Source organism: Acetobacterium sp. MES1, assembly GCF_002237635.1.
Lineage (GTDB): Bacteria > Bacillota > Clostridia > Eubacteriales > Eubacteriaceae > Acetobacterium > Acetobacterium wieringae.
Genome location: NZ_MJUY01000009.1, coordinates 1 through 15,135, shown reverse-complemented (window position 1 = coordinate 15,135; position 15,135 = coordinate 1). Strand labels below are relative to the sequence as shown.

General features: G+C 45.4%; 12 protein-coding genes and 2 riboswitches. All 12 genes read left to right on the top strand.

The window, feature by feature from the left end; all coding sequences use genetic code 11:
- Positions 1 to 60 precede the first annotated feature (60 nt).
- Positions 61 to 2,283, top strand: coding sequence for a bifunctional diguanylate cyclase/phosphodiesterase (locus BI182_RS02695; protein ID WP_286805349.1), 2,223 nt, complete (start codon positions 61 to 63; stop codon positions 2,281 to 2,283).
- A 30-nt stretch (positions 2,284 to 2,313) separates the two neighbouring features.
- Positions 2,314 to 3,996 (top strand): GspE/PulE family protein, encoded by a 1,683-nt coding sequence (locus BI182_RS02690; RefSeq protein WP_286805348.1) that lies wholly within the window; start codon positions 2,314 to 2,316, stop codon positions 3,994 to 3,996.
- Positions 3,997 to 4,010: 14 nt separating this feature from the next.
- The gene (locus BI182_RS02685) at positions 4,011 to 5,063 is read left to right on the top strand and encodes a type IV pilus twitching motility protein PilT (RefSeq protein WP_286805346.1); all 1,053 of its coding nucleotides are present in this window, start codon (positions 4,011 to 4,013) and stop codon (positions 5,061 to 5,063) included.
- A 188-nt stretch (positions 5,064 to 5,251) separates the two neighbouring features.
- A riboswitch (cyclic di-GMP riboswitch) is annotated at positions 5,252 to 5,354 on the top strand.
- A gap of 243 nt (positions 5,355 to 5,597) precedes the next feature.
- Positions 5,598 to 5,701, top strand: a riboswitch (cyclic di-GMP riboswitch).
- A 187-nt stretch (positions 5,702 to 5,888) separates the two neighbouring features.
- The gene (locus BI182_RS02680; RefSeq protein WP_286805344.1) at positions 5,889 to 6,404 is read left to right on the top strand and encodes a type II secretion system protein; all 516 of its coding nucleotides are present in this window, start codon (positions 5,889 to 5,891) and stop codon (positions 6,402 to 6,404) included.
- A 317-nt stretch (positions 6,405 to 6,721) separates the two neighbouring features.
- Positions 6,722 to 7,120 carry a hypothetical protein gene (locus BI182_RS02675; RefSeq protein WP_286805342.1) on the top strand — a complete coding sequence of 133 codons (399 nt, stop codon included), beginning with the start codon at positions 6,722 to 6,724 and terminating at the stop codon, positions 7,118 to 7,120.
- 18 nt (positions 7,121 to 7,138) lie between these two features.
- Positions 7,139 to 7,906: a prepilin peptidase gene (locus BI182_RS02670; RefSeq protein WP_286805341.1), complete on the top strand. Its 768-nt coding sequence runs from the start codon at positions 7,139 to 7,141 to the stop codon at positions 7,904 to 7,906.
- A 31-nt stretch (positions 7,907 to 7,937) separates the two neighbouring features.
- Positions 7,938 to 9,122, top strand: coding sequence for a type II secretion system F family protein (locus BI182_RS02665; RefSeq protein ID WP_286805340.1), 1,185 nt, complete (start codon positions 7,938 to 7,940; stop codon positions 9,120 to 9,122).
- Between the two features lie 11 nt (positions 9,123 to 9,133).
- Positions 9,134 to 10,675: a type IV pilus biogenesis protein PilM gene (pilM, locus tag BI182_RS02660; protein ID WP_286805339.1), complete on the top strand. Its 1,542-nt coding sequence runs from the start codon at positions 9,134 to 9,136 to the stop codon at positions 10,673 to 10,675.
- Entirely contained in the window at positions 10,672 to 11,499 is an 828-nt protein-coding gene (locus BI182_RS02655; RefSeq protein ID WP_286805337.1) for a hypothetical protein, read from the top strand. The genes pilM and BI182_RS02655 overlap by 4 nt, the downstream gene beginning before the upstream one ends.
- 104 nt (positions 11,500 to 11,603) lie before the next feature.
- A complete protein-coding gene (locus BI182_RS02650) occupies positions 11,604 to 13,892 on the top strand; it encodes a hypothetical protein (RefSeq protein ID WP_286805336.1) in 2,289 nt (762 codons plus the stop codon).
- 9 nt (positions 13,893 to 13,901) lie between these two features.
- On the top strand, positions 13,902 to 14,318 hold the full coding sequence (locus tag BI182_RS02645; protein ID WP_286805334.1) for a type IV pilus modification PilV family protein: 417 nt from the start codon (positions 13,902 to 13,904) through the stop codon (positions 14,316 to 14,318).
- A complete protein-coding gene (locus tag BI182_RS02640; RefSeq protein ID WP_250934382.1) occupies positions 14,315 to 14,827 on the top strand; it encodes a PilW family protein in 513 nt (170 codons plus the stop codon). Before BI182_RS02645 ends, BI182_RS02640 begins: the two co-directional genes overlap by 4 nt.
- The last annotated feature ends 308 nt before the right edge of the window (positions 14,828 to 15,135 follow it).

Genomic DNA, 15,135 nt, shown 5'->3' with positions numbered 1-15,135 from the left:
GTTCTTTTTATTTGGTAGAATGGAAGGAACGATATAACAACAAAAACGAAAGGATAACAGATGATTGTCAAATCAAAAAAGATTCAGGCCAGTTTTATTGCGATTGTAACTGTTGTTCTTTTTTTTGCGCTGAGCTGGTATTATGTTACGCTGATCAATAATGCCTTAAAGGCGCAGACCTTTTTATATCTTTCCGAAGTTGGCACCCGGGGGGCGGCCCTGGTTGAGAGCAAGGTCGATAATGAGTTGGAAAATCTGGAGACCACTGCCCGGCTGATCGAAGCCCATGGCGACTATGATCAAAATGCCATGCTGAACTTGATCACGCTGCAGGCTTCAAAAGGACACTATAAACGGATGGGGATTGCGTTGCCGGATGGTACATCACTGACAACCGATGGTTTGTCAGTGAATGTGGCAGAACGGGATTATTTTAAGGAAGCCATCAATGGCAAAGCAACTGTTTCTGATACTATCAACGATTACACCGATGACAAGCCCATCAATGTTTATGCCGTCCCGATTTACCGGGGCACCGAGGTGGTGGGACTGGTACTGGCTTCGGTCAACACCGAAGATTTAAAAAAATATCTGGAAGTGGAAAGCTTTGCGGGTCAGGGTTATTCCTATATTGTCAAGGCCAATGGCGATGCAGTGGTCACCTCGACGCATGCCAATAGCCCCGGCGACTTTGAGAATGTGCTGGAGCGCATGCAAAAAGCCGAGCTGCGGGATGGCGGCACTTTCGAGACCATTGCAGCCAACATGGCCGCCGGTAAAAGTGGCAGTTTTACCAGCTTTTATGGGGGAATGGAACGGCATACTATTTATAAACCGTTGGCTATCAATGACTGGTATATGATGACTGTGGTACCAACCCAGGTGGTCAGCACCCAAACCCGGCAGATCAGCTGGTATTCCTTTTCGCTGATTGTTGCGGCGCTGCTGGCGATGACTTTGTTGTTTGTGATCATTCTGATTTTTCAATACCGCTCCAAGCGACGGCTAGAGCGGGTTGCCTATGTGGACGAGGTCACCGGCGGTAACAACTGGCAAAAATTCAAACAGGAAGCTACGGAAATTCTGGAATCAAAAAACTGCAATCAATGTGCCTTGTTAACCTTTGACATTGACCGCTTCCGTTTTATTAATGAAGAGTATGGCCATGAAAAGGGCGATCAGGTGTTGCGACTGGTGGTTGGGATTCTGGAAAAGCGGATGGCCAAACAGGAAACCTATGCCCGGGTCTCGGGCGATCATTTTGCGATTCTTTGCGTCTGTGACGATCAGGATAAAATAATCCGGCGGATTAAAGAATTTATCCAGATTTTAAATGACAGGCGAGAGACTATCGGGATTAAGGAAAAGCTGTCCTGTCATTTTGGCATTTATATCATTGAAGATAAAACCGGGAATCTGGAAAAAATCCGGGAAAAGGCCAACATGGCCCGGATTGCTGCCAAGACGGCGGAGAACCAGCGTTGGTTTTTCTATTCCGATGCTTTCCGGAAAAAAATTGGCGATGAAAAAGAAATTATCGATCAGATGGAAGATGCCCTGGAAAACCAGGAGTTTGAAATGTATCTGCAGCCCAAGTACAACCTCCACACCAACCGCTATTGTGGTTGTGAAGCCCTGGTACGCTGGCGAAACCCCCACAAAGGGCTGATCTCACCCGGGGAGTTTATTCCCATTTTTGAACAAACCGGGTTTATTAAAAAGCTGGATATGTTTATGCTGGAAGAAGTATGTCGCATTCTGAAACGCTGGGAAACAGACGGTTATCCGGAAATTTCCATTTCTGTTAATCTTTCCCGTAAGAATCTTAAACAGAGCGATTTTGTTGAACGGGTTTTAAACATTACCAATCAGTATCGGATCAAGCGCAGCAATCTGGAAATCGAGCTGACCGAATCCAGCATTTTTGAAAATGTTGATCGAATGATTGAGATCGGCGAAGCTTTTCGTCTTTACGGTTTTAAAATGGCCATGGATGATTTTGGCTCCGGTTACTCCTCAATCAATCTGCTGGGTAATTTACCCCTGGATGTCATTAAAATGGATCAGGGTTTTTTCAACAGTCATCTCAAGCGGGAGCAGAATCTGATTGTGGTGGAATCCACTATCAAGATGATTAAAAAACTGGGGATGACCGTCGTCGCTGAAGGGATCGAAACCGAAGCCGAAGTCGATCTGCTGCGATCGCTCGGATGCGATATCATCCAGGGTTATTATTTTGGCAAACCGATGACGGTTTTTGAATTCGAAGAACAGATTTTTTAAAATGCCGGAAGGTATTGGAAAAGGAAGATAATGGAAACTAAGAACATTCGTATTGGTGATATCTTAATTAACGCCGGCTTTATCCGGGAAGAACAGCTTCAGGAAGCCCTGGCCTATCAGAAAGTCGATAAAAGCAAGCGACTGGGAGCGATCCTGGTTGAATATGGTTATGTCACCGAGGATCAGCTGCTGACGGCTCTGTCCAAACGGCTGAATGTACTGGTGCTGGATTTAAACGATACTCCCATCGATCTGGAAGCCGCCGCAAAAATTCCCCAGAATATCGCCTTTAAATATACCCTGATTCCCATTGGCGAAGAAAATAACCACCTGGTGGTGGCCATGAATGATCCCCTCGATTTTTATGCCATTGAGGACCTGCGGCTGATTACTAATATGAACATCGATGTGGTGCTGGCCACCCGGGAAGTGATTCTCGAGACCATCCGCAAAACCTATACCGAAATTGAAGCCAAAAAAGCTGCCAAAGCTGCCAACAAAACCGTCGAGGGCAGCAGCCTGTCTTTTGTTGAGGATATCCTCACCAATGAGGGCGACGCCCCGATTGTCAATCTGGTTAATTCGGTCTTGTTAAAAGGCCATAATGCCGGGGCCAGTGACATTCATATTGAGCCCTTTGAAAAAGAAACCATTATCCGGTTGCGGATCGATGGCCTGATTGTTGATTATTTGACCCTGGCCAATAATCTTCATCAGTCGCTGATTGCCCGAATCAAGATTCTTTCCAATTTGGATATTGCCGAGCGCCGGGTACCCCAGGATGGCCATTTCCGGATCCGCATCGATGGGGTTGAAATGAATGTCCGCAGCTCCAGTATTCCCACCGTCTACGGCGAAAAAATGGTCATGCGGTTTTTAAGCATGAACGTCCCCCTGGATCATGCCGGTCAATTCGGGATGAACGATGGGGATTATCAGAAAATCCTCCAGATGCTGCAAAGCCCCCATGGGGTGGTCTATATTACCGGCCCCACCGGTAGTGGCAAAACCACCACCCTTTATATGATTTTGGAAATGCTCAGTCAGCGAAATGTCAATATTGCCACCATCGAAGATCCGGTGGAACGAAACCTGCCCAAGATCAATCAGACCCAGGTCAATATTTTGGCCGGGCTGACCTTTGATGTGGGACTCCGCTCGATCCTGCGGCAGGATCCTGACATTATCATGGTCGGTGAAACTCGGGACACCGAAACCGCCTCGATTGCTGTCCGTTCGGCCATTACCGGCCATCTGGTGCTGTCCACCCTCCATACCAACGACGCCGTGTCGGCGGTAGTTCGGCTCCAGGACATGGGCGTCGAGCCCTATCTGGTGGCCAACTCCCTGACCGGGGTGGTAGCCCAACGATTGGTCAAGAAAATCTGTCCCAACTGCCGCGAAGCCTATGTCGCTTCAGAAATTGAAAGAGAGCTGCTGGGAGAACCCCGGCTGACCACCCTCTACCGGGGCCGGGGCTGCCATATTTGTAATAATACCGGCTATAAAGGCAGAACTGCCATCCATGAAATTTTGGCGATTGATAAAACCATCCGCAATCTGATTTCCCGAAAAGAACCGATTGAGGATATTTATAACTATGTGGAACAAACCGGGAAGCTGATTCCGCTGAGAAAAAGTGTTGCTAATCTGACCATCCAGGGGATTACCTCGATGGAAGAATTTCTTAAATTATCATACTATGTGGAATAGGGAGGAGCCTGAGAATGCGTTTTTTAGATCTGGTCAACTATGGTCGCCGCAACGACTGTTCGGACATTCATTTATCCCGGGACCTGCCCCCGGTTTTTAGAAAAAACGGTCGCCTCTATCAGAGTGATTTTGAGCACAACCCGCAGCTGATTGAACAGCTGATTTTTAGCATCCTGACCCCGGCGGAGCGCAAAAAGCTGGAAGATGGAAGTGACCTGGATTTTTGCCATGTTACCCCGGAAGGGCTGCGGCAACGGGTCAATATCTATAAACAGCAGGGCAGCTATGCCGCCGCCATCCGCCTGCTTAACGATACCATCCCCAGCTTTGAGGAACTCAAGCTGCCACCGATTATCCGCAAGCTGGCATCGGAGCCCCGGGGGCTGATTCTGATTACCGGGCCCACTGGCAGCGGGAAATCAACCACCCTGGCCTCGATGATTGACTATATCAATACCAACCGGGCGGTCCATATCTTAACCATTGAAGACCCGGTGGAGTATAAGCATACACACAAGCACAGCATTGTTCATCAGCGGGAAATCGGGGTCGATGCCAGCTCCTTTGCCGCCGCCCTGCGGTCGTCGCTGCGGGAAGACCCGGATGTTATTCTGGTGGGCGAAATGCGGGACTACGAAACGGTATCGGCCGCCGTCACCGCCGCTGAAACCGGCCATCTGGTGCTGTCGACCCTGCATACCATTGGCGCCGCCAATACCATCGACCGAATCATTGACGTTTTTCCGCCCCACAGCCAACAGCAGATCCGCACCCAGCTGTCCAGCATTTTAAAAGGGGTCGTTACCCAGCAGCTGGTGCCCCTGGCTAGCGGCGAGGGCCGGATGGCCGCCCTGGAGGTGCTGATTGGCACCGATGCGGTCTTAAACCTGATCCGTGAAAACAAAACCCACCAACTGGCTTCGGTGATGCAAACCGGTGGCCGGGATGGGATGAAAACCCTCAATGCCGATTTGGCGATGCTGGTCCGCGACCAGAAAATCAGCTACGAGGTCGGCCTTGAGTGGGCCAGCGACAAGCAGGAGTTTAACCAGTATTTTGGGCGATAGCCTGTTATTAAAATAACGTCAGTTATAATTTGTAGGGGCGGTCCGTGACCGCCCACAACACGGTTGAAAATTCAGAACCTGTTCATAAAATGAACAAATTAAAAACACTTGGCTAAAAAACCACCTTATCCCATTAAAAATTTATAAAAAGATTAGCTTGACTTTTAATTGAAAAAGAATTACCCTAAGAGAGCGAAGAGCAAATCAGATGAAAGTCTGTGACGCAAAGCTTTAGGGTCTACGTTATGCTGGCGGTTTATACGCCAGATAATAGGACAGCCAGCTGCCACACGAGATGTGGCTTTTTTTGTGCCTAAAAGTTGAAATGATGGATAGAAATGACGGGCAGGTTTTTAAAGCGGGCAAATTTATGAGGGTTGTTACGCTTTCTAACGCAAGCGAATCAAAACAAGGCTAAAAAGAACAATGACTCAACCGCAAAAGAGTCATCTAAAATACAAAGGATATGTCACGAAGATGTAAAATATTAACTTGACTTTTTAATCACTATCAACTAAGATTAAACTAATGTAAATTCGAAAAAGGCAAAGCAGGGGAAACCCTGGGACGCAAAGCTAAAGGGTCTAAAGCCGTGGTCAGGGCACCAAACCACCACGATACGACAGCCAGCTGCCGCACGGTGAGAGTGCGGCTTTTTTTGACAAAAAATTTGGCAATAATGGAGCGGGATTAAGGCAGCTTAAGGAGAAGTGTGAGATAATCATTATCACTTACCAATCAGTCATATATAAAAATAAGTATATAAATCATCGCTGGCGCAGATGATCATATAGAGCATAAAAAAAACGAAATAAGGAGCAAAACATGGAACTGATTAATAAGATACGGAGAAGCAGAAAAGGGTTTACCCTGGTGGAAATTATTGTGGTATTGGTGATCCTGGCGGTGTTGGCGGCATTTACGATTCCTTCAATGATTGGATTTGTCAAAGATGCTAAAAAGAAAGCGGCGATTGCAGAACAGAGAGAAGTTTATGTAGCTGCGCAAGCAATCGCTACAGAATATTTTGCAAAAGACAAAGCTAATGCAAATACTAACCTAAATATAGCGACTCCCGCAGCGGCAGGTGCTATTGCGGTAAATTTAGGATCTGATGTGCTCAAAGGAGCGGACACAGATGCAGAAATTGCTGCTCTGCCTGAGGCGGCCAGAAAAATGTTGACTTTTCTGGGAACGGATATTAAAGCGAGTGAAGATGCTGGAGCTACTGATTCTTTATGGGTTGTAAAAATTGGTACAGATGGACAGGTAAAAGAAGTAACATATACAAGAGATGGAGAAGTCTTGGATCCGTTAAAGCCTAATTCAAAATTTGAGTAGTGAAATAAAGTTGATAGCCTATGCGCCATAGGATATTTTCTCCTCCCTCCCAGGCGCAAACCCGTCATTGGGTTTGCGGGGATAGGGAGATTTTTTTTATTTCAGCAGTTCATAAAAATCAAATATTCAGTAGGTGGGGACAATGAAGCAAACCAACACCAGCGTCAATCGGCGAGTCCACTACTAAAAAAAGCCAAATCTTTACATCCTTTTAAGCCAATCCGACGGATCACATGGTAAAATGAACCAACGTTTTGTCGTCAATCATTGCTGTCAAATTTTAAGGTTGGCAGCTTCACATTTCCGGGAGGTAAACCGTGAACCCAATTGCCAAATATCAGTTTCCTCCTGCCAAAAACGAGCCGGTCGCCTTTGATCGGGGGTTTCCCCTGGCGGTGGTCAGTATCCTGTTTTTTGTGGTGGTGATTATTGCCGGTCTGGTACTGAGTAGCCAGCACAGCGCCAATGCCGCCAATGCCCGGCTGGTCTATCTGGCCGCCCAGGCCAGAGCCATTGAGTCGGCGGCGACTGGTCACTACCAGGTGCCAGTGCAGGATGATCTGCTTGATTATATTGGCGTTGAGGTCAATCAGGATGCGGTCATCACTGTGGTTGATGAAAACCGGGATGCCACCATCGATTATATTGTCTATCGCCGGGGCGGACGGGTCACCAGCTATTCCCCCGGAAACCTTGAAGTTACCAAAGAAAAATAATGCGAAAGGAAAACGCCGATGGTTGCACTGATTCAATTTATTCTTTATCTCTATATTTTTGTCATCGGCATCGTCATCGGCAGTTTTCTTAACGTCGTCATTTATCGGGTGCCGCTGGAAATTTCGGTGGCTAACGGCCGTTCCTTTTGCCCGAACTGTAATGCCCCGATCAAGGGCTATCACAATATTCCGCTGTTTAGCTACCTCTGGCTGCGGGGCAAATGTGCCGATTGCGGCGGGTCCATATCCATCCGCTATCCGTTAGTCGAACTTTTTACCGGGCTGCTGGCGATTTTGATTTTTGCGGTCTACGGTTTTTCCTTTCAGTGGCTGGTGGTGTTTGCCGCCGGGGCGATTTTAATCTGCATCACGATGATCGATTTTGATACAATGATTATTCCCAATGGTCTGGTCATCGCCCTGATGGCCCCGGCGCTGCTCAGTTTTTTTGTTTTCACTGAAGTCGGATTGCTGTTCCGGGTCATTGGCATCTTTATCGTCAGTCTGCCGATGCTGGTGCTGGCACTCTTTATCTCTGACGCCTTTGGCGGCGGTGATATCAAACTGATGGCGGTGGCTGGCTTTATGCTGGGCTGGGGCAACACGCTGCTGGCGGCCTTTATTGGTGTCGTCCTGGGTGGGGTGGTGGCCGTTTATCTGCTGGTTAAAAAAACGGCGGATAAACATATGGCCTTCGGCCCCTATTTATGCATCGGCATCATGACAGCGCTGCTATTTGGTGATATAATAATACGTTGGTATCTGACCCTGTTTGGGTTAAAATAATTTAAGCTAAAGTCAAAAACGGAGGGCGCCCATGCCGGTTTATAAATATACAGCAAAAAATTTACAATCCCAGCTTATCAAGGGCACCATGGAAGCCGCATCAGCGGAAACGGTGCGGCGCACCCTGCGGGCCAACAATGAGTTTGCCCTGAAAATCAATGAGGTCCAGGAGCATCATAAGGCCTATAAACTCAAACCGATGGAGCTGTCCGATTTTTCCCGCCAGATTGCCAGCATGCTGGGCTCGGGCATCACGATGATCCGGGCGATCAAGATCATGGAAGAGCGGGACATTAAACCGGCCATCAAAAAAGTTTATGGCTTACTGTATCAGGAGATCCAACGGGGCAATACCCTCTCTTATGCCATGGAATTAACCGAGGGTTCTTTTCCGGAGCTTTTGATTAACATGTATAAATCTGGTGAGGCCAGCGGTCAGATGGAGGGGACCGCCCGGAAAATGGCCGATCATTATGAGAAGGAACACAAACTACGGGGCAAAATTAAAAGCGCCATGACCTACCCGGTGATTCTCTTTTTTATCACCGTGGCGGTGGTGGTGCTGATCTTCACCCTGATTCTGCCCCAGTTTTTTACCCTTTTTGAAGGGATTGAGCTGCCAGCGATTACCCAGCTGATGATTAATATCAGTAATTCCATGACCAACTACTGGTATATCTATATTATCGGTTTATTGGTTGTTATTGTGCTGGGTGGCTTTTTAGTGACGATTCCCCAGGTCAAAAAAGCCCTGGATCACTTTAAACTGAAAATCCCCAAGATCGGCAAGCTGATGAAAATCATTTATACCGCCCGTTTTGCGAGAACCCTGAGTTCCCTTTACTCCAGCGGTTTGGCGATGATCAACGCCCTGACCATCAGTGGGGCGACCATTGGCAACAGCTATTTGCAGTCCCAGTTTCCCCAGGCCATTGAACAGGTGCGCAATGGTGAACCGCTATCAGCCTCAATCCAGACCATTGACGGCTTTGATGCCAAGCTGGTGTCGACCATTTATATCGGTGAGGAATCCGGAAATCTTGACAGTATGCTGGAATCGGTGGCCGATTCCTTTGATTACGAGGCTGAAATGGCCACCACCCGGCTGGTCACCTTTATTGAACCGGTGATGATCATCATCATGGCCAGCATCGTTGGCGGGATCATGTTATCCGTCATGCTCCCAATTATGACCTTATACCAAAATATCGGATAGGAAGGCTCTATATGCAGACACTTGTCTATTTTTCCAATGATGGCATTCAGGTCCTCCAGGGGCTTATCAAGAAGGGCCGACTGACCATCACCAGCTATAAAACACTATCGGTTGAGGCCGGGGCCCTGATCAATGGGGTTATTACCAATGAAGAGGTGTTTAGGGAAGCGATCACCGAAGCGCTTAAGGAAAGTCCCAAGCTCTTTAAAAATATGAAACTGATCATCGACAGCAGCCTGATCCTCACCAAAACCGTGGAGGTACCCAAGCTTAAGCCCCGGGAACTGGAGGCTCTGGCGGCTGGCGAGTTTGATGAGTCCGCAGGAAATTATGACGAACTGGTGGTGGACTACACCCCGATTCCCGGATTGAGTGGCAATCATATCTTTTGTTGCGGGATTGAAAAACGGGTCATCGAATCCTATGTGGCGCTTTTTGCCAGCCTTAAAATTCAGATCATGAGTATCGATGTGGGGCTCAATACGATCATTCAGTATGTCACGGCCACCCGGGATTTTCGGGGAATGACCTTTGCCATCAATATTCTGGATGGAAAAAATCTGGTTTCGCTCTTGTTTGAAAATGGCATTTTTATTTTTTCGACCCGTTCCCGGCTGCTGGCCGAGCGGGGCACCGAAGCCTTTGCCCAGGAACTGACTGGAAAACTGTCATCGCTGATTCAGTTCAACAAATCCCAAAAATCCGAACACCCGTTAAATATGAGTCTCTATGCTGGCCTGGATGAATATGAACTGGAGGGAATTAAGGCATTAAACTTTGATCCGGATTTGAGTGTGTTTGCTTTGCCCCAGACCCCCAATGTCAAAAACAGTTTTGTAATGGATGAAATATTTGATTTTGGCAACTATATATACCCCATTGCCGGTTTTTTTTCGGGATCCAGATCCCTCAACCTTTTTACTGCCTACCGCAAAAGCAATGCTGCCAAAAAAGCGCTGCCGTTTGAATATAAGGCCCTGATTCTTCCCGCTGCCATGATTCTGGTTTTTCTGATCACCTTTGGGATTTTCTTTGGGTTGAAATACAGCGCCCAAAAAAGTTTGGAGGAATCCAATGCCTATATCAGTGATCCCAATAATCAGGCGGAATACCTGCAGGCCAAAGAACTGACCGATGAGGTCAACAGCATTCAGAGTGAGATCGCCAACATTGAAACCATCACTGCAGCAGTTAACAGTAATCCTGATCTGGTCTCGGTGATGATGAACAGCCTGGCAACCCAGGGAAACGGGGTGATAACGCTAAATGCTTTGGCATATGATGGTATTACCGGAGCCATCCATATCGAAGCCACCGCCAATAACGAAAAGGAAGCGGCCCACTATATCGAGCGCTTAAAAAGTACCGGCTACTTCACTCAGGTGGATTACACCGGCTATGCCCAGGTCAGTGGAACCCAGACAACGACGACCAGCACCACCACAACCACCGGAACAACCAGCAGCACGGCGACGAGTTCCAGTACAACCAACACGATTCTGGGCTATGGCTTTTCGGCTGACGCCTATCTGAAAGCAGGTGCGGCCCAATGAAAAAATTGACCAAGCGGGAAAAATTGTTGATTTATATTCTGGGATGCGCATTGATCGGTTTTTTTGGGATTTATTTTGTGGTATTGCCAAGTATTCAAAGCTTTCAGGTAGTGAACGATCAGGCTGCCGAGGCCCAGTTCACCAAAGAATCGATGGAAATGGCGATTGATGCCATTCCGTCTACCATGGAAGCCCGTGATGCGGCAACCGTGACATTGACCAGTATGCAAGCCGTTTTCCCCCAGCAGCTGCCAAATGAAGGGCTCGATATGCTATTGACCCAGCTGTGTCTGGATTACAGTTTATCGCCCCGGGTGTTGTCGATTGCCAGTAATGGCATGGCAGATGTGCTGACCTTTGTTCCCTATACTTCAGAAGATACGGCATCAGCAGCAGGTGAGACAGAAAGCACCACCAATTCGGAAACAGAGACTACAGCCGAAGATGCTACCACCACAAATAGTACCGGTGATACCAGCGGAACAACCACGACCACCGAAACCACTGATACCGAAACGACGGAGACATCGGAAACGACCGAAACAACAAATAGTGCCGTTGATACCGCTGGGGTCCAAACCCTGATTGGCGTGGTCAATATGGAAGTGACCGGCACTCAGGCTAATTTTTACCGGTTGCTTGATGCCGTGGCAACCCGACCGGACATGGTGATTACGGCCTTTGAGATTAGACCGGAAACGACGACCACCGGGTCAACCAGCAGCTCAAGCACGACAAGCGCTGCCGCTGCGGGGATCGCCAAACTGGACAGCGGCAAAGTGGCGATTAATGTGACCTTTGAGGTTTACATGATGGAAAAATAAAGAACGTTAAGTATCGAGTATGAGAAAAAAAGAGTGCAATGGCGATCTGCTTGCAGGTGAAGCGGTTTTTTAGCGAGTGGCGCAAAATAAGGTGGAGGTTTACCATGGCCGATAAAATAAAAGACATTTTAAAAAACCAAAAAGGCAGTTCGTTGGCATTTGTGATCATTATTGGTGTAATTATTATGATCATGGTTGTCTCGTTGCTGTCGGTGGCCAACAGTGACTTTACCTTTACCCAGCAAACGCTCGAGAGTCGACAGGCTTATATTGATGCCAAGTCGGTGATTGAGTTTGGGAAGATTTTTATTAATAATGACATGTCGGAATTAAATGATTATCAACTGGAAAAAACAGAAAAACAAAATCAATTGAATGCGTTAGATTCTTCAGATCCCAATAATCAGGCGCTGATTGCTTCATTGCAAATGCGTATTTCACAGTTAAATAATCTCATTAGCGGAAAAGAAAACGAGTATCCCAAGCAGATTTTTGGAACTAAAAATAGTGTGACAGGGAATATTGACGATATGGATTCATTGATAGCCCGAAGCAACGGTGATACAACACCATTAGCGACCGGAAAAGTAATTCTGGGGGAATGTCATTTAACGGCGAGTGGCGATGGTGCTTCGCGCGTGTATACATTTAATCTTGATGTTCAAGGTTTGCGGCGAGAGCTTAATTATAAGGTTGATATACCGGTGCAAGCTGATGCGGGAACTGGCGGCATTTCAGGACCACCGGTGGAGGACACTGGCGCTCGCAATACGCATATCCATGCGACCGGAAATAAAGTCAAAATTAATATTCAGGGTGAGGGGAACGAAAAAGAGGATTCTGGGGGAGTGCTCAAAGTTGAAAATTATAATCTAAGTTTAGATATTGGAAGAAATAAAGATAATAACAGTAAATTTGAATGGATGAATGGAAAAACACTGGATATGAAGGCCAAAAATATCTATGTCACAGCGCCAATGCCAACAACTGGTGTGTGGCAGGCTGAATTCAATTTGGGGGACAGAAATAAAACAGAGACGATTTGGTTCAAAGAAAATTATGTTCAGAATAACGGTTCAGGAAAAACAAATACGTTTAAAGCCAAAACAATTATTTTCGATAAAAATCTGACAATAAATGATAATACCAATCTAAATATCGAATGTGATACCCTTTGGGTTAAGGGGGATATTCTTATCAATGCTTCTGGTGGAACGAAATCTTCTTTAATTATTAATGCAAAGAATATTATCATTGGGGATTATACCAATAATCTAAATGGCAATGTTAAGGTGGGAGATCGATCGAAAATTGTCTGGTCTTGTAGTGATAATATCTGGATTCGCGGTAATTTAGATCTGCTGACAAATTCGACGGATTTTTCAAATCCGGATAATAGCCTGACAGCAAAAAATATTGCGATTGGACGAGCAACTAATCCAAGCAATGTTACGGTAAAAAATGGGACAAGAGTTATTTGGAATTGCGAAAATTTCTGGCTTCACGGTGATATGACGACGATCACATCAGGCTCATATCAGGAATTTAAAAATATTGTGTATTTCTATTCAGGAAAAATAAACTTATCCAATAATTGTCAGATATCAGTAACAGGAAAACAAAACTCGAAAAATCAAATTTTTGTGGGCGGAATTATTCCGTTAGAATCAATTGCCTATAATGTTAAGATTAAGAACGTTGAACTCTTTCAGTGCAATGGTGATTTTGGACTTAAACAAAATTCGGTGCTGGAATTAGATGCTCAAAATGTTCTTGTTAAAGGGAATCTAACAGTGAATCGAACCGGAACCTTGAATATCAACACCCAATATCTTGATGTTGCCGGGAAGACCTATGCGGATAATTCATTAATGAATATCAGTGGTAATGGTACACTAAAAGCTCGATTTAACGGCTATGAACAGTATAATTCAACAGTTAATATGACTGGCGCCGAAAAAATTATCTTAGGAAGCCCGGTAATTTTAAAGTATGATAATCCACCAACTTTAACGCTCAATGTAAAGGCTGACGGTATCTATTTAAACAGTAGCGGCGGAGACATCAAAAAGAAAACGCAATTAAAATATTCAGGGAATAATGATGGAAGTGCTACTGATTTTTATTTCTATCCCGATCCGTTAGTATTTAAAGACTGGGAAACGGATCGAACCATTAAGCCGGGAAAATATCAAGCCGTGACAGGTAATAAACTGGAAGATCTTCCACTGGAACCATTAACATATAACAGTTCTCCAGAATGGCTTCCTTTGGCGGTGACCTTATTAAATCCGACGGAACCAAGTGTCTCAAATGCGTGGTCTTCTGACGACCCAGTTGACCCTGGCGATCCAACAGGGATAAATAAACAGGGAACTGAGAAATATTATTAAGGGGGCATCATGAATAAGGTTTTGAAGAATAATGGTGGAATTACCCTGATCGAAACAGTTGTTTCAACAGCGATCATTATGATAATTCTCGTTTCAGTTGTTGGCGCCTTGATGTACGGACAAAAGATGATATTCTTTACGGATAGTAAAAACAATGCAGCGGCAATCGGGCAAGATCAGATTGATAAAATGATTGCAGCCTTTGAAGCAGGAGAAACGCCGGGAAGTTATCCCGATTCAATTGATGGACATGCGGTTGACATCGTTGTAAATAGTAATACAATAGATGAAAAGATAGTATATAATATCAGGGTAAGAGTGTATTACAATAGTGGAAATTCTTACGTTGACCTTGTCGCATTGGCCAAGTTTTATAATAACAAGAATAAAGATAAACCCTTTTCAGAGGGCGGTGATTTTGTATGAAGATGCAGTTTAGCAAGCACTATAATAATGGTTTCACGCTGGTGGAGTTGCTTGTCTCGCTGCTTATCTCGGGAGTATTGATATTTACAGTGATAACGGTTTTTTTGATGTCGCAAAAGCTTTATATTCAAGGTGAGGGAGTTTCATATAAACAAAAGAGTATCACCAACGTAGAAACGGAACTCCAAAATTCACTGTCTAAAGCAATTGAAATCAGAGTAGCTCAAACAACTGGTGGTGATTATAGTATCGGTTTCAATGAAATCGGTGATTGTAACATTGGTCCTGGGGAATACGTTTCAGACCAAGTCAAGGATATTCAATTGGAAATAGTTGGAGATACCATGTCTTACAAACTGATCCCGAAGAACAACACCATGTCAACTTTAAGTGGAGGGATTGTTTTAAATAATTTTGATAACCCGGATTTTGAGCATGATGAATTTGTGAATGGATCGTTAAATGAAAACCTACCTAAATATCTAGTTGTGACATTTGCGACACCCTAAATTCAAAGAAAAAGGTCAAAACGCAAAGATTATTTGTATAATAAAATTTGAATTTACAAGCATGTGTTCTCATGCAAAACGAAAAAAAATAAGAAAGTCAAAGCACTTCAGGAGGAAGTCTGAAACATCCTAAGTATCAGGTAAGTCTGATTTAGTGCATAGCAAACAAACCATCAAGAGATGGTGTAAAAAAGTATAGTGATGGAAAGATCAGGCGTCGGAGAGGATCTGATAACCTTGAGATTTTGCTAAGGCAATCGCCTGGTCAACCGTGATTTCACGGCTTACTGGAAGAACATCCGAATTTT

What these genes read in the sequence shown, in the direction of transcription:
- BI182_RS02695 (WP_286805349.1), top strand. Translation starts at nt 61, where the DNA reads ATGATTGTCAAATCAAAAAAGATTCAGGCCAGTTTTATTGCGATTGTA.
- BI182_RS02690 (WP_286805348.1), top strand. Translation starts at nt 2,314, where the DNA reads ATGGAAACTAAGAACATTCGTATTGGTGATATCTTAATTAACGCCGGC.
- BI182_RS02685 (WP_286805346.1), top strand. Translation starts at nt 4,011, where the DNA reads ATGCGTTTTTTAGATCTGGTCAACTATGGTCGCCGCAACGACTGTTCG.
- BI182_RS02680 (WP_286805344.1), top strand. Translation starts at nt 5,889, where the DNA reads ATGGAACTGATTAATAAGATACGGAGAAGCAGAAAAGGGTTTACCCTG.
- BI182_RS02670 (WP_286805341.1), top strand. Translation starts at nt 7,139, where the DNA reads ATGGTTGCACTGATTCAATTTATTCTTTATCTCTATATTTTTGTCATC.
- BI182_RS02665 (WP_286805340.1), top strand. Translation starts at nt 7,938, where the DNA reads ATGCCGGTTTATAAATATACAGCAAAAAATTTACAATCCCAGCTTATC.
- pilM (WP_286805339.1), top strand. Translation starts at nt 9,134, where the DNA reads ATGCAGACACTTGTCTATTTTTCCAATGATGGCATTCAGGTCCTCCAG.
- BI182_RS02655 (WP_286805337.1), top strand. Translation starts at nt 10,672, where the DNA reads ATGAAAAAATTGACCAAGCGGGAAAAATTGTTGATTTATATTCTGGGA.
- BI182_RS02650 (WP_286805336.1), top strand. Translation starts at nt 11,604, where the DNA reads ATGGCCGATAAAATAAAAGACATTTTAAAAAACCAAAAAGGCAGTTCG.
- BI182_RS02645 (WP_286805334.1), top strand. Translation starts at nt 13,902, where the DNA reads ATGAATAAGGTTTTGAAGAATAATGGTGGAATTACCCTGATCGAAACA.
- BI182_RS02640 (WP_250934382.1), top strand. Translation starts at nt 14,315, where the DNA reads ATGAAGATGCAGTTTAGCAAGCACTATAATAATGGTTTCACGCTGGTG.